We start from the raw sequence: 13,611 nt of genomic DNA on the forward strand, positions 1-13,611 counted from the left end.
CGCTCGTGACCGACACCACAGCACCCGCCCACCCCGGAACGGCCCACAATGGAGCACGTGCTGACCGAACTCTGTACGAGGGGCGCTCCCGCGACGCCCACCCCCTCCCCGTACGTGGATCTGGACCGGGCCGAGTGGAGCGCCCTGCGCGAGCGCACCCCACTGCCGCTGACCGCCGAAGAGGTCGAGCAGCTCCGAGGCCTGGGCACCGCACTCGATCTGGACGAGGTCCGGGACGTCTACCTCCCGCTGTCCCGGCTGCTGAACCTCTACATCCACGCCACCCACGAACTGCGCGGCGCCGTCGGGACCTTCCTGGACACCCCGGACACCGAGCGCACCCGCACCCCGTTCGTGATCGGCGTGGCCGGCTCGGTCGCGGTCGGGAAGTCCACCACCGCCCGCCTCCTCCAGGCCCTGCTGGCCCGCTGGCCCGAACACCCCCGGGTCGAGCTGGTCACCACGGACGGCTTCCTGCTCCCCAACGAGGAGCTCCGCCGCCGCGGCCTGATGGCCCGCAAGGGCTTCCCCGAGTCGTACGACCGCCGCGCACTGATGCGCTTCGTGGCGGACGTGAAGGCCGGCAAGGACCGGGTCACCGCCCCGGTCTACTCGCACCTGGTCTACGACATCGTGCCGGACGAGCGCCTCACCGTGGAGCGCCCCGACATCCTGATCGTCGAGGGCCTGAACGTGCTCCAGCCGGCCCTGCCCGGCACCGACGGCCGCACCCGCCTCGCGGTGGCCGACTACTTCGACTTCTCCATCTACGTGGACGCCCGCACCGACGACATCGAGCGCTGGTACCTGTCCCGCTTCAAGAAGCTCCGGGACACCGCCTTCCAGGACCCGAACTCCTACTTCCGCCGCTTCACCGAGGTGCCGGAGGAGGAGGCGATGGAGTACGGCCGCCAGGTCTGGCGCACCATCAACAAGCCCAACCTGCTGGAGAACGTCCTCCCCACCCGCGGCCGGGCCACCCTGGTCCTCCAGAAGGGCGCCGACCACAAGGTCCGCCGCGCCCTGCTCCGCAAGCTCTGAAACGCACTCCGCCCCTGAAACGCACTCAGGCCCCCACCGACGGTGGGGGCCTGAGTGTTGCTCAGTCGGACATCAGCCCAGATACGTCCGCACGGCCTCCGCCAGCCGCTCCGCGACCGCCTTGGCCTGCACCTCGTCGGCCGCCTCCACCATCACCCGCACCAGCGGCTCGGTGCCCGAGGAGCGCAGCAGCACCCGCCCGGTGGCGCCCAGTTCGGCCTCCGCGGCCTCGACGGCGGCGGTCAGCTCGGCGCTGGTCGACACCCGGCTCTTGTCCACGCCCTTGACGTTGATCAGCACCTGCGGCAGCCGGGTCATCACAGCGGCCAGGTCGGCCAGCGGCTGCTTGGTGGCGGCCAGCCGGGCGCCGAGCATCAGGCCGGTGAGGGTGCCGTCGCCGGTGGTGGCGTGGTCCAGCAGGATCACGTGGCCGGACTGCTCGCCGCCCAGCGCGAAGCCGTGCTGCTTCATCTCCTCCAGCACGTAGCGGTCGCCGACGGCGGTCTGCACCAGCTCGACGCCCTCGCGCTCCATCGCCAGCTTGAAGCCCAGGTTGGACATCACGGTGGCCACCGCGGTGTTCCGGCGCAGGGTGCCGGCCTCCTTCATGGCCACGGCCAGGATCGCGATGATCTGGTCGCCGTCCACCTCGTTGCCGTCCGCGTCGGCGGCCAGGCAGCGGTCGGCGTCGCCGTCCAGGGCGATGCCCAGGTCGGCCCGGTGCTCCTTCATCGCGGCGCGCAGCTTGTCCAGGTGGGTGGAGCCGACGCCGTCGTTGATGTTGAGCCCGTCGGGCTCGGCGCCCAGCGTGTAGACCACCTCGGCGCCGGCCCGGGCGAAGGCCTCGGGGGCGACCCGGGCGGCCGCGCCGTGGGCGCCGTCGATGACCACCTTCACGCCGTCCAGGCGGTTGGGCAGCACGGCGACCAGGTGGGCCACGTAGCGGTCGAAGCCCTCGGTGTACTGGCGGACCCGGCCGACGGCCGCGCCGGTCGGGCGCTGCCAGTTCTCGTCCGTGCCGACGCCGTAGCGGCGGTAGTGCGCCTCGATGGCGTCCTCGATGGCGTCGTCCAGCTTGTGGCCGCCGCGGGCGAGGAACTTGATGCCGTTGTCGGGCATCGCGTTGTGGCTGGCCGACAGCATCACGCCGAAGTCGGCCCCGAGCACACCGGTGAGGTACGCCACGGCGGGGGTCGGCAGCACGCCGACCCGCAGCACGTCCACGCCCGCACTGGCCAGCCCGGCGATCACCGCCGCCTCCAGGAACTCCCCGGACGCCCTCGGGTCGCGGCCCACCACGGCCACCGGGCGGTGGCCGTCGAAGGCCCCCGCATCGCCGAGCACGTGCGCCGCCGCCACCGAGAGGCCGAGCGCCAGTTCGGCGGTCAGGCCCTCGTTGGCCACACCGCGCACACCGTCCGTACCGAAGAGTCGTCCCACGTTTTCCGTCCTCCGTCACCGTTGCACCGGAATTCTGACAGGCAGAATCTCTCGCGTTCACCCGCCTCCGCACAGGCACTCGAACGCGGAAAGCACGACGCCCCGGAGCACATGGAGTGCTCCGGGGCGTACAGGCACACCCCAGGGGTGCGGACCATCGAAACGGTACGCCCCCCGGCGGGGATGCTTAGCGCTTGCTGTACTGCGGCGCCTTGCGGGCCTTCTTGAGACCGGCCTTCTTGCGCTCGACGGCGCGGGCGTCACGGGTCAGGAAGCCGGCCTTCTTGAGGGCGCCGCGGTTGTTGTCCACGTCGGCCTCGTTCAGGGCACGGGCGACGCCGAGGCGCAGCGCGTAGGCCTGACCCGAGACACCGCCACCCGCGATGCGGGCGACGACGTCGTAACGGCCGTCCAGCTCGAGGAGCTTGAAGGGCTCGTTCACGGTCTGCTGGTGCACCTTGTTGGGGAAGTAGTTCTCCAGGGTGCGACCGTTGATCTTCCACTTGCCGGTGCCCGGAACGATCCGGACGCGGGCAATGGCCTCCTTGCGACGGCCGAGGCCAGCGCCGGGGATGGCCTCGCCGAAGCGGCCGGCCAGGGACTCGGAGGTGTAGGTCTCCTCCGAGGTGTAGTCGCCCTCGACGTTCTCGTCGAAGTCGACCTCAAGGGTGCTCTCGATGGCAGTCTCGGCCACGATGTTCCTCAGCTTTTCAGTGATGGGGGCTTGGTGGCCGGAATTACTGCGCGACCTGGGTGATCTCGAACGGCACCGGCTGCTGCGCAGCGTGCGGGTGCTGGTCGCCCGAGTAGACCTTCAGCTTGGAGAGCATCTGACGGCCCAGGCTGTTCTTGGGGATCATGCCCTTGATGGCCTTCTCGACGGCCTTCTCCGGGTTGTTCGCCAGGAGGTCGTCGTAGCGGACCGAGCGGAGACCGCCCGGGAAGCCGCTGTGGCGGTACGCCATCTTCTGGGTCTTCTTGTTACCCGACAGGTGCACCTTGTCCGCGTTGATGATGATGACGAAGTCACCGGTGTCAACGTGCGGCGCGTAGATCGCCTTGTGCTTGCCCCGGAGGAGGTTGGCGGCCTGGGAGGCCAGGCGGCCGAGCACAACGTCTTGCGCGTCGATGACGTGCCACTGACGCTGGACGTCGCCGGGCTTGGGGCTGTACGTACGCACGGTCGTAGCCTTCGCTTTTCAGTGAGTGAGTCCTGACAGGAGCACCTGGGCGGGGGATCAGCCTGGTTCCACTTGGACGCAATTCAAGGGGAAGCCGCTGGTCATCGGCCTTGGTGTCTCCGGCGTACCGACCTCTCACGTGAGATGGAGCGAGCCAATACGCACAACAAGGGCCCAGCCTACCGGCAGGGTCCGTACGGGTCAAAAACGCTCGGCCTAGCGGTCGCGCTGCACCCGGGTCTCGTCCCAGACCGGCTCCTTGGACTCGTAGACCCGGCCGTCGGAGCCGAAGACCAGGAAGCGGTCGAAGGTCTTGGCGAACCAGCGGTCGTGGGTCACGCAGAGCACGGTGCCCTCGAAGGCCTCCAGGCCCTGCTGGAGCGCCTCGGCGCTCTCCAGGTCCAGGTTGTCCGTCGGCTCGTCCAGCAGCAGCGCGGTGACGCCGTCCAGCTCCAGCTTGAGGATCATCAACCGGGCCTGCTGGCCGCCGGAGAGCGACTCGAACTTCTGCTCCTCCTGCCGGTCCAGCTCGTACCGGCGCAGCGCCCCCATCGCGGCGCCGCGGCTGAGCGCGTGCTCCTCCTCGATGATCGACCTGACGGTCCGTCCGAACAGCTCCGGGTGCGCGTGGGTCTGCCGGAAGTGGCCGGGCACCACGCGGGCGCCGAGCTTGAACGAGCCGGAGTGCTTCACCGTCTCGTCGCCGGCCAGCAGCCGCAGGAAGTGTGACTTGCCCGAGCCGTTGGAGCCCAGCACGCCGACCCGCTCGCCGTAGAAGACCTCCAGGTCGAAGGGCTTCATCAGGCCGGTGAGCTCCAACTGCTCGATGGTGAGCGAACGCACACCGGTGCGGCCGCCCTTGAGCCGCATGGTGATGTTCTGCTCGCGCGGCGGCTCCTCCGGCCGACCCGCCTCCTCGAACTTCTTCAGCCGGGTCTGCGCGGCCGCGTACCGGGTGGCCAGCGCGTGGCTGACGGAGGCGGCCTGACGGAGGTTCACCACCAGCTTCTTCAGCTTGGCGTGCTCCTCGTCCCAGCGGCGGCCCAGCTCCTCGAAGCGCTCGAAGCGCTCCTTGCGGGCCTCGTGGAAGGAGTCGAAGCCCCCGCCGTGCACCCAGACCGAGCTGCCGCCCCCGCCGAAGCCGGTCTCGACACTGATGATCTTGTCGGCGGAGCGGGAGAGCAGCTCGCGGTCGTGCGAGATGAACAGCACGGTCTTCGGGGTGGCCTTGATGGCCTCCTCCAGCCAGCGCTTGCCCGGCACGTCCAGGTAGTTGTCCGGCTCGTCGAGGAGCAGCACCTCCTCGGGGCCGCGCAGCAGCGCCTCCAGGACCAGCCGCTTCTGCTCACCGCCGGAGAGGGTGTTCAGCCCGCGGAACTGCGCCCGGTCGAACGGCATGCCCAACGCGGCGGTGGTACAGACGTCCCAGACGGTCTCGTACTCGTACCCGTCGGCGTCCGCCCAGTCCGAGAGCGCCTGCGCGTACGCCATCTGCGACTTCTCGTCGTCCTGCGCCATCATCGCCAGCTCGGCGGCGTCCACCGCCTTGGCCGCGACGGCGATCCGCGGCGGCGCCACCGACACCAGCAGGTCCCGCACCGAGGCGTCGGCCGGCAGCGCCCCCGGGGTCTCCCGCTGGTCCTCCCGCCCGGTGGTCCCGACGAACTGACGCATCACGCCCAGCCCGCCGCTCACCGTCACCGAGCCGCCGTGCGGCTGGGTGTCCCCCGCGATCATGCGCAGCAGCGTGGTCTTACCGGCCCCGTTCGCGCCCACCAGCGCCACCGCGGAGCCCTCGCCGACCCGGAAGGACGCGTCGTCGAACAGCACCCGCCCGTCCGGCAGGTAGTACTCCAGGTGCGAAATCTCGACGTGTCCCATGCCGAGGATTGTGCCAAGCCGGGACCTACACACCCAAACGGATTAGGCACTCCGCCCGGCAGGGCAGCGGCCCAGGGGCGCGAGGAACTGCGCGAGTCCGGCAGGCGGACCAGCGTGAGGTCGGGGCAGGCGAGCCGGTTGCAGGTGCTGCCGTTCCCCCGCGCGCAGTTCCCCGCGCCCCTGCGGGGCGCAACCACCTACGCCACGGGGGCCTCGACGCCAGGGAGCGTCCGCATCCGCCGCGCGAGCCGGTTCCGCTCCGCGAGCTGGTCGTCGGCCGGGTAGCCGACCTCCTCCAGCGTCAGCCCGTACGGCCGGACCACGTTCACGGCCGAGTTCCGGACCCGGCCGGCCAGCACCTGCCCCGGGAAGTCCACCGGCCGGTGCCCGTCGCCGACGAGCAGCATCGCCCCGACCAACGACCGCACCATGTTGTGGCAGAACGCGTCCGCCCGCACCGTCGCGACCGCCAGCGACCCCTCCTGCGAGGCGTAGGAGTCCACCGGCACCCGGTCCCACCGCAGTTCCAGCAGCGTCCGGATGGTCGTCGCGCCCTCCCGCTTCTTGCAGTAGGCCGCGAAGTCGTGCTCCCCCAGCAGCAGCCGCGCCGCCTCGTTCATCTTCTCGACGTCCAGCGGCCGGTCGTGCCAGAGCACGTGCCCCCGCAGCAGCGGGTCCACCCCTCCCGGGTGGTCGGCGACCCGGTACGCGTACCGCCGCCAGACCGCCGCGAACCGCGCGTCGAAGCCCGACGGCGCCTCCGACACCCGGTAGATCCGCACGTCGCCCGGCAGCCGCCCGGCGAGCCGCCGCAGCAGCTTGTCGCCGTGCTCGGCCCACAGCTCGGCCGGCAGGTCCACGTGCGCGACCTGGCCCCGCGCGTGCACCCCGGCGTCGGTCCGGCCCGCGACCGTGAGCGGGAAGAGCTCCTGACTGCGCGTCACGATCTGCAGCGCGCTCTCGATCTCCTCCTGCACGGTGCGCCGGCCCCGCTGCCGCGCCCACCCCGAGAACTCGGCGCCCTGGTACGCCAGGTCGAGCCGGATCCGCACGTACCCGTCCGCCGGACCGTCCTTGACCGGGGGCTGCTCGGCGCAGTCGTTCACCACGTAAGTACTCCTAGAAAAGGGAACGGGCCCGCCCCCCGGTGAAGGGAGCGGGCCCGGACGTCACCTGAGAAGGTGTCAGGCCTTGTCGGCCTCGACCTCGGTGGCCTCGGTCTCCTCGACCGTGGTCTCCTCGGCCTTGGCGTCGGCCTCCTTGACGGCACGCTTGGTGGCCGCCTCGGCCTCGCCGACGGCGGTCTGCGCGACGGTGAGGGCCTCGACCAGCTCGATCACGGCCATCGGGGCGTTGTCACCACGACGACCACCGATCTTGGTGATGCGGGTGTAGCCACCGGGGCGGTTCTCGTAGCGGGGGGCGATCTCGGTGAAGAGGGTGTGCAGCACCGACACGTCGGTGATCGTCTTGCGGACGATGCGACGGTTGTGGATGTCGCCCTTCTTCGCCTTGGTGATCAGCTTCTCGGCCAGCGGGCGCATCCGACGGGCCTTGGCCTCGGTCGTGGTGATGCGGCCGTACTGGAACAGCTCCCGGCACAGACCGGCGAGCAGCAGCGGCTCGTGGTGCGGGCCGCCGCCGAGGCGGGCACCCTTCGTGGGACGCGGCATGCGTAACTCCTTGAATCACCGTCACCGGCCGTATCAGGTACCGGAACGGGCGTACGGGCACTGTGCCCGCACGGCTTTCATGAAGCGGAGCGGCCCGGTTGGGGGCCGCCCCGCCACAAATCTCTTAGTACTGCTCGGTCTCCGCGTAACCCGCGTCGTCCAGGTCGTCGGCGCCGAAGGCGTCGGCGGCGGCGGTCGGGTCGAACCCGGGCGGGCTGTCCTTGAGCGCCAGGCCCATGCCGGCCAGCTTCGCCTTGACCTCGTCGATCGACTTCGCACCGAAGTTGCGGATGTCGAGCAGGTCGGCCTCGGAACGGGCGACGAGCTCACCCACGGTGTGGATGCCCTCGCGCTTGAGGCAGTTGTACGACCGAACGGTGAGCTCGAGCTCCTCGATCGGCAGCGCCAGGTCGGCGGCCAGGGCGGCGTCCGTCGGGGACGGGCCCATGTCGATGCCCTCGGCGTCGATGTTCAGCTCGCGGGCGAGACCGAACAGCTCCACCAGGGTCTTGCCGGCCGAGGCCATGGCGTCACGGGGGCGCATGGCGGGCTTGGTCTCGACGTCGACGATGAGCTTGTCGAAGTCGGTCCGCTGCTCGACACGGGTGGCCTCGACCTTGTAGGTGACCTTCAGCACGGGGCTGTAGATCGAGTCGACCGGGATGCGGCCGATCTCCTGGCCGGAGGCCTTGTTCTGCACGGCGGAGACGTAGCCGCGACCGCGCTCGACGGTCAGCTCCATCTCCAGCTTGCCCTTGCCGTTCAGCGTGGCGAGGACCAGCTCGGGGTTGTGCACCTCGACACCGGCCGGGGGCGCGATGTCGGCGGCGGTGACCACACCCGGACCCTGCTTGCGCAGGTACATCACGACCGGCTCGTCGTGCTCCGAGGAGACGACCAGCTGCTTGATGTTCAGGATGAGGTCGGTGACGTCCTCCTTGACGCCCGGCACGGTGGTGAACTCGTGCAGGACACCGTCGACCCGGATGCTGGTGACGGCGGCACCGGGGATCGAGGAGAGGAGCGTGCGGCGGAGCGAGTTGCCGAGGGTGTAGCCGAAGCCCGGCTCGAGCGGCTCGATCACGAACCGCGAGCGGAACTCGTCGACGACCTCTTCGGTCAGCGAGGGACGCTGAGCGATCAGCATGTTTTCAGATCCTCCAGTTGGACTCGGCACCCACTATTTGATGCCGAACAGAACCAGCGTACGGGGTCCGGCCTGAGACCGGACCCCGTACGAGGTTTAAAACACCCAGACTGCCCGAAGGCGCTGCGTCAGACGCGGCGGCGCTTCGGCGGACGGCAGCCGTTGTGCGGGGTGGGGGTGACGTCCTGGATCGAGCCGACCTCGATGCCGGCGGCGGACAGCGAACGGATCGCGGTCTCGCGGCCGGAGCCCGGGCCCTTGACGAAGACGTCGACCTTGCGCATGCCGTGCTCCATCGCGCGACGGGCAGCGGCCTCGGCGGCCATCTGCGCGGCGAACGGGGTGGACTTGCGCGAGCCCTTGAAGCCGACGTGGCCGGCGGAGGCCCAGGAGATCACGTTGCCCTGCGGGTCGGTGATCGAAACGATGGTGTTGTTGAACGTGCTCTTGATGTGCGCGTGGCCGTGAGCGACGTTCTTCTTTTCCTTGCGGCGCAGCTTCTTCGCGCCGGCAGCCTGACGACCCTTGGGGGGCATAAGTCTGTTCTCCTACTGAGGTGGTCGGTCCGCTGAACCCGCGGGCCGGAGGGAAGTCCGGTTAACGGGCGGACTACTTCTTGCCCGGCTTCTTCTTGCCGGCAATCGCGCGACGCGGGCCCTTGCGGGTACGCGCGTTGGTGTGGGTGCGCTGACCGCGGACCGGGAGGCCACGGCGGTGACGCAGACCCTCGTAGCAGCCGATCTCGACCTTGCGGCGGATGTCGGCGGCAACGGCGCGGCGGAGGTCACCCTCGACCTCGAAGTTCGCGTCGATGTACTGGCTCAGCTTGACCAGGTCGTCCTCGGTGATGTCGCGAACGCGGACATCCGGGTTGACGCCGGTCTCGGCGAGCGCGAGCTGCGCGCGGGTGCGGCCGATGCCGTAGACGTAGGTCAGAGCGATCTCGATCCGCTTCTCACGCGGGAGATCAACGCCTGCGAGGCGTGCCATTCAAGGCTCCTGTGGTTCTTTCAGAGGTCTGACGCGCTACCTACTCCGACACCTCTCGGTGTGGGAGCCCCGGCCTCTGCGCCGGGGGTGGCAGTCCGCCCTCATGAGGAGGACGGATCGGGTAGCCCGCTTATGACGTTTTTCGCGTCGCGCGAAGTACTACGAGAAATGCGGGGTGAGGCTGATCAGCCCTGGCGCTGCTTGTGGCGCAGGTTGTCGCAGATCACCATGACCCGGCCGTGACGGCGGATCACCTTGCACTTGTCGCAGATCTTCTTGACGCTCGGCTTGACCTTCATGGTTCAGGTTCTCCGGGTCTAGATCTGACAGATGCTTGTTACTTGTACCGGTAGACGATCCGGCCTCGAGTCAGGTCATAAGGGCTGAGCTCCACGACAACCCGGTCGTCCGGGAGGATACGGATGTAGTGCATCCGCATCTTGCCGCTGATGTGCGCGAGGACCTTGTGACCGTTCTGCAGCTCCACCTTGAACATGGCGTTCGGCAGGGACTCGATCACGGTGCCCTCGATCTCAATGGCGCCTTGCTTCTTTGCCATGAACTACGAGATCCACCTTCCGGGGAACGGCTACCGTATGCGGCACGCTCGTGCGAACCTGGGTTCACCCCCGCCCGGATCGGGCAGAGGGCGTGCAGAAGCACGCTACGAGTGAGCCGACGGTCCATCGTACGCCACCGCCCCAGCCACACCAAACCGGCTCAGAGGCTGGTGACCACCAGCGGCTCCACGTGCGCGGTGCAGTGGGCGCAGCGGCGGGCGGCCTCGGGGATGTCGCTCAGGCACTCCGGGCACGGACGCTTGGCGGCCTTCGGCTTCTTCGGCAGGTAGCGGGCGGTCGCCTTGGTGACCGGCAGCACCACGCAGAAGTACAGGACCGCGGCGGTCAGCAGGAACGCGATCAGCACGTTCAGGAACTGGCCGTACGGGAAGGTGACGCCCGCCACGGTGAAGCTGTACGCGCGGAAGTCGCCGGCGGCGCCGACCACCACGCCGACCAGCGGGGTGAGGAAGGCGGCCACGAAGCCGGTCACCACCGCGGTGAAGGCGGAGCCGATGACCACACCGACGGCCATGTCGATCACGTTGCCGCGCATCATGAAGTCGCGGAATCCCTTGAGCACTTGCTCGTCCCCTTCTCAGCGGTTGTCAGCTGCTAAAAATAGGACAAACGGCCTGCAGGACGAAACCTGCAGGCCGTGCGTGTGGCGAAGGGCTCAGACGAGCGGCCGTCCTAGCCCAGGGGATCCGGGGCGGCCACCACACCGAGCTTCGCCAGCTCGGCCTTGCCGCCGTCGAAGGCGGTGAGCACCAGCGGGCCCTGCTCGGTGACGGCCACCGAGTGCTCCCAGTGCGAGGCCCAGGTGCCGTCGGTGGTGACGACGGTCCAGTCGTCCTCGAGGATCTCGGTGTGCGGGGTGCCGAGCGAGACCATCGGCTCGATCGCCAGCACGGTGCCCGGGATCAGCTTGGGGCCCTTGCCCCGGCCGGCCACGTAGTTCAGCACGTGCGGCTCCATGTGCATCGCGGTGCCGATGCCGTGGCCGCCGTAGCCCTCGGTGATGCCCCACTTGCCCTTGGGGGGCAGCGGCTGGCGGCGGATGAAGCCCTCGATCGCCCGGGAGACGTCGACCAGGCGGTTGCCCTTCTTCATCTGGGCGATGCCGGCCCACATCGAGCCCTCGGTCACCCGGGAGAGCAGCTCGTTCTGCGGGGCGGTCTGCCCCACCGCGACGGTGATCGCCGCGTCGCCGTGCCAGCCGTCCACGATCGCGCCGCAGTCGATCGAGATGATGTCGCCCTCCTGGAGGACCCGCTCACCGGGGATGCCGTGCACGACCTCCTCGTTGACGGAGGCGCAGATCACGCCCGGGAACCACAGGCCGCCGTGGTGCGCGCGGAAGTTGGAGGTCGCACCGTGACCGGTGATCACCTTGTCCGCGATGTCGTTCAGCTCCTGGGTGGTGATCCCCGGGGCCACCGCCTCCCGGCAGGCCTTCAGCGCCTCGGCCACGACCAGCCCGGCCGCCCGCATCTTGGCGATCTGCTCGGGGGTCTTGATCTCCACCATCTGGGTTCCACACCTTCCGTCCGTACTGCTGCTACCCACCTACGGTACGACGCACGGACGGCCGGGAAGTCCACGAGGGGCTTCCCGGCCGTCCGTTGCGAACCGTCAGGCGTTCTTCTTCAGCGCGCCGACCGCGCGCTCGGTGACCTCGTCGACCTTGCCCAGCGCCGAGATGGTGACCAGCAGACCCTGCTGCTCGTAGTAGGCGATGATCGGCTCGGTCTCCGTGTGGTAGACCTCCAGCCGGGTCCGCACCTTCTCCTCGGTGTCGTCCGAGCGCTGGTACAGCTCGCCGCCGCACTCGTCGCAGACGCCCTCGGTCTTCGGCGGGTTGTAGACCACGTGGTAGACGTGGCCGCCGTCGTTGCGGCAGAGCCGGCGACCGGCGATCCGCTTGACGACCTCGTCCTCGGGGACCTCCAGGTCCAGCACGCCGTCGAGGGCGATGCCGAACTCGACCAGGATCTCGTCCAGGGCCTTGGCCTGGCCGAGGTTCCGGGGGAAGCCGTCCAGCAGGAAGCCGTTGGCGGCGTCCGGCTGCGACATGCGGTCCTTGGCCATCCCGATGGTGACCTCATCCGGCACCAGGCGACCCGCGTCCATGTACGCCTTGGCCTCGAGCCCCAGCGGGGTGCCCTGGCTGATGTTGGCGCGGAACAGGTCTCCGGTGGAGATGTGGGGAATGGACAGGGTCTTGGCCAGGACGTGCGCCTGAGTACCCTTCCCGGCCCCGGGAGGTCCGACGAGGACGATACGCATCAGCGGAGGAACCCTTCGTAATTACGCTGCTGGAGCTGGCTCTCGATCTGCTTCACAGTTTCGAGTCCGACACCGACGACGATGAGCACACTGGTGCCACCGAACGGGAAGTTTTGGTTCGCGTTGAAGGCGACCAGGGCGATCATCGGGATCAACGCGATCAGGCCCAGGTAGAGCGACCCCGGCCACGTGATACGGGTCAGCACGTAGTTAAGGTACTCGGCCGTCGGTCGGCCGGCCCGGATGCCCGGGATGAACCCACCATACTTCTTCATGTTGTCGGCAACTTCTTCGGGGTTGAAGGAGATGGCGACGTAGAAGAAGGCGAAGAACACGATCAGCACGAAGTAGGTGGCCATGTAGACCGGGTGGTCACCGCGGACGAAGTTGGTGTTGATCCACTGGGCCCAGCCGGCCTGGCTGTTCGTCAACTGCGCCACCAGCGCAGGGATGTACAGCAGCGACGAAGCGAAGATGACCGGGATGACACCGGCCTGGTTGACCTTCAGCGGGATGTAGGTCGAGGTGCCGCCGAACGCGCGGCGGCCGATCATGCGCTTGGCGTACTGGACCGGGATCCGGCGCTGCGCCTGCTCGACGAAGATGACGAGGATCACGACGACGACGCCGATTGCGATCACGCTGAAGAACTCGACCCAGCCGTCACCGATCTTGCCGGAGAGCTTGATCGCCCACATCGAGCCCGGGAAGCCGGAGGCGATGGAGGTGAAGATCAGGATCGACATGCCGTTGCCGATGCCGCGGTCAGTGATCAGCTCACCGAGCCACATGACCACGGTGGTGCCCGCGGTCATGGTGATCACCATGCTGGCGATGCGGAAGATCGACTGGTCCGGCACCACCTGGGTGGCGAGCGAGCAGCCCGAGAACAGGGCGCCGCTGGAGGCCGTCGCGACGATGCCAGTGCCCTGGAGCACGGCGAGCGCGATGGTCAGGTAGCGGGTGTACTGGGTGATCTTCGCGGTGCCGGCCTGGCCCTCCTTCTTCAGCGCCTCGAGCCGCGGGATCACCACGGTGAGGAGCTGGAGGATGATGCTGGCCGTGATGTACGGCATGATGCCGAGCGCGAAGATCGTCAGCTGGAGCAGTGCGCCACCGCTGAAGAGGTTCACCAGGCCGAACAGACCGCTCTGCGACTGGTCCTTCAGACACTGGTTGACCGCGACGAAGTCGACGCCCGGTACGGGAACGTGGGCGCCCAGCCGGAACAGCACCATGATGCCCAGCGTGAACAGCAGCTTCTTGCGCAGGTCGGGCGTCTGGAACGCCCGCGCGAACGCACTGAGCACGGTGCCTCCTGCGCCTCCCGCACGTCGTCGGCGGAAGGGTCGGTCCTGAATGGGTGTGTGGGGATTGCAGCCCCCGTGGGCCCCGGGTTTCTCCGGACG

The 13,611-nt window shown here is 68.8% G+C and carries 16 protein-coding genes; 1 reads left to right on the top strand and 15 read right to left on the bottom strand.

The features are described 5' to 3' along the window. The first annotated feature begins 48 nt into the window (after positions 1 to 48). Positions 49 to 1,041, top strand: a complete 993-nt coding sequence (gene coaA / locus ACIA8O_RS28065) for a type I pantothenate kinase (RefSeq protein ID WP_396296766.1) — start codon at positions 49 to 51, stop codon at positions 1,039 to 1,041. 72 nt (positions 1,042 to 1,113) lie between these two features. Here coaA and glmM read toward each other — a convergent pair whose 3' ends face one another. From glmM to secY, 15 genes are all read right to left on the bottom strand, one after another. After that, positions 1,114 to 2,481, bottom strand: coding sequence for a phosphoglucosamine mutase (glmM, locus tag ACIA8O_RS28070; protein ID WP_396296767.1), 1,368 nt, complete (start codon positions 2,479 to 2,481; stop codon positions 1,114 to 1,116). Between the two features lie 187 nt (positions 2,482 to 2,668). Beyond that, positions 2,669 to 3,175 (bottom strand): 30S ribosomal protein S9, encoded by a 507-nt coding sequence (gene rpsI, locus ACIA8O_RS28075; protein WP_345286189.1) that lies wholly within the window; start codon positions 3,173 to 3,175, stop codon positions 2,669 to 2,671. Between the two features lie 43 nt (positions 3,176 to 3,218). Beyond that, entirely contained in the window at positions 3,219 to 3,662 is a 444-nt protein-coding gene (rplM, locus tag ACIA8O_RS28080) for a 50S ribosomal protein L13 (RefSeq protein WP_396296768.1), read from the bottom strand. A gap of 216 nt (positions 3,663 to 3,878) precedes the next feature. Next, on the bottom strand, positions 3,879 to 5,543 hold the full coding sequence (locus ACIA8O_RS28085) for an ABC-F family ATP-binding cassette domain-containing protein (RefSeq protein WP_396296769.1): 1,665 nt from the start codon (positions 5,541 to 5,543) through the stop codon (positions 3,879 to 3,881). A gap of 197 nt (positions 5,544 to 5,740) precedes the next feature. Continuing rightward, positions 5,741 to 6,652 (bottom strand): tRNA pseudouridine(38-40) synthase TruA, encoded by a 912-nt coding sequence (truA, locus tag ACIA8O_RS28090; protein WP_396296770.1) that lies wholly within the window; start codon positions 6,650 to 6,652, stop codon positions 5,741 to 5,743. 75 nt (positions 6,653 to 6,727) lie between these two features. Beyond that, positions 6,728 to 7,216: a 50S ribosomal protein L17 gene (gene rplQ, locus ACIA8O_RS28095; protein WP_396296771.1), complete on the bottom strand. Its 489-nt coding sequence runs from the start codon at positions 7,214 to 7,216 to the stop codon at positions 6,728 to 6,730. A 124-nt stretch (positions 7,217 to 7,340) separates the two neighbouring features. After that, positions 7,341 to 8,363: a DNA-directed RNA polymerase subunit alpha gene (locus tag ACIA8O_RS28100; RefSeq protein ID WP_030232516.1), complete on the bottom strand. Its 1,023-nt coding sequence runs from the start codon at positions 8,361 to 8,363 to the stop codon at positions 7,341 to 7,343. Between the two features lie 128 nt (positions 8,364 to 8,491). Beyond that, the gene (gene rpsK / locus ACIA8O_RS28105) at positions 8,492 to 8,899 is read right to left on the bottom strand and encodes a 30S ribosomal protein S11 (RefSeq protein ID WP_396296772.1); all 408 of its coding nucleotides are present in this window, start codon (positions 8,897 to 8,899) and stop codon (positions 8,492 to 8,494) included. A 73-nt stretch (positions 8,900 to 8,972) separates the two neighbouring features. Continuing rightward, positions 8,973 to 9,353 carry a 30S ribosomal protein S13 gene (rpsM, locus tag ACIA8O_RS28110; protein WP_345286202.1) on the bottom strand — a complete coding sequence of 127 codons (381 nt, stop codon included), beginning with the start codon at positions 9,351 to 9,353 and terminating at the stop codon, positions 8,973 to 8,975. Positions 9,354 to 9,538: 185 nt separating this feature from the next. Continuing rightward, a complete protein-coding gene (gene rpmJ / locus ACIA8O_RS28115; protein WP_003956441.1) occupies positions 9,539 to 9,652 on the bottom strand; it encodes a 50S ribosomal protein L36 in 114 nt (37 codons plus the stop codon). 38 nt (positions 9,653 to 9,690) lie between these two features. After that, positions 9,691 to 9,912, bottom strand: a complete 222-nt coding sequence (gene infA, locus ACIA8O_RS28120; RefSeq protein WP_003956442.1) for a translation initiation factor IF-1 — start codon at positions 9,910 to 9,912, stop codon at positions 9,691 to 9,693. 161 nt (positions 9,913 to 10,073) lie between these two features. Further along, complete coding sequence (gene mscL, locus ACIA8O_RS28125) at positions 10,074 to 10,496, bottom strand: large conductance mechanosensitive channel protein MscL (protein WP_396296773.1); 423 nt, start codon at positions 10,494 to 10,496, stop codon at positions 10,074 to 10,076. A 110-nt stretch (positions 10,497 to 10,606) separates the two neighbouring features. Further along, the gene (gene map, locus ACIA8O_RS28130; protein WP_396296774.1) at positions 10,607 to 11,443 is read right to left on the bottom strand and encodes a type I methionyl aminopeptidase; all 837 of its coding nucleotides are present in this window, start codon (positions 11,441 to 11,443) and stop codon (positions 10,607 to 10,609) included. Positions 11,444 to 11,548: 105 nt separating this feature from the next. Continuing rightward, positions 11,549 to 12,202: an adenylate kinase gene (locus ACIA8O_RS28135; RefSeq protein WP_396296775.1), complete on the bottom strand. Its 654-nt coding sequence runs from the start codon at positions 12,200 to 12,202 to the stop codon at positions 11,549 to 11,551. Continuing rightward, positions 12,202 to 13,512 (bottom strand): preprotein translocase subunit SecY, encoded by a 1,311-nt coding sequence (secY, locus tag ACIA8O_RS28140; protein WP_396296776.1) that lies wholly within the window; start codon positions 13,510 to 13,512, stop codon positions 12,202 to 12,204. The genes ACIA8O_RS28135 and secY overlap by 1 nt, the downstream gene beginning before the upstream one ends. Positions 13,513 to 13,611 lie beyond the last annotated feature (99 nt).

The organism is Kitasatospora sp. NPDC051853 (genome assembly GCF_044452665.1).
Classification (GTDB): domain Bacteria; phylum Actinomycetota; class Actinomycetes; order Streptomycetales; family Streptomycetaceae; genus Kitasatospora.

Coding starts and splice junctions, on each gene's coding strand:
- ACIA8O_RS28085 (WP_396296769.1), bottom strand. CDS start 5,543: ATGGGACACGTCGAGATTTCGCACCTGGAGTACTACCTGCCGGACGGG.
- infA (WP_003956442.1), bottom strand. CDS start 9,912: ATGGCAAAGAAGCAAGGCGCCATTGAGATCGAGGGCACCGTGATCGAG.
- rplQ (WP_396296771.1), bottom strand. CDS start 7,216: ATGCCGCGTCCCACGAAGGGTGCCCGCCTCGGCGGCGGCCCGCACCAC.
- rpsM (WP_345286202.1), bottom strand. CDS start 9,353: ATGGCACGCCTCGCAGGCGTTGATCTCCCGCGTGAGAAGCGGATCGAG.
- map (WP_396296774.1), bottom strand. CDS start 11,443: ATGGTGGAGATCAAGACCCCCGAGCAGATCGCCAAGATGCGGGCGGCC.
- ACIA8O_RS28135 (WP_396296775.1), bottom strand. CDS start 12,202: ATGCGTATCGTCCTCGTCGGACCTCCCGGGGCCGGGAAGGGTACTCAG.
- ACIA8O_RS28100 (WP_030232516.1), bottom strand. CDS start 8,363: ATGCTGATCGCTCAGCGTCCCTCGCTGACCGAAGAGGTCGTCGACGAG.
- rpmJ (WP_003956441.1), bottom strand. CDS start 9,652: ATGAAGGTCAAGCCGAGCGTCAAGAAGATCTGCGACAAGTGCAAGGTG.
- rpsK (WP_396296772.1), bottom strand. CDS start 8,899: ATGCCCCCCAAGGGTCGTCAGGCTGCCGGCGCGAAGAAGCTGCGCCGC.
- coaA (WP_396296766.1), top strand. CDS start 49: ATGGAGCACGTGCTGACCGAACTCTGTACGAGGGGCGCTCCCGCGACG.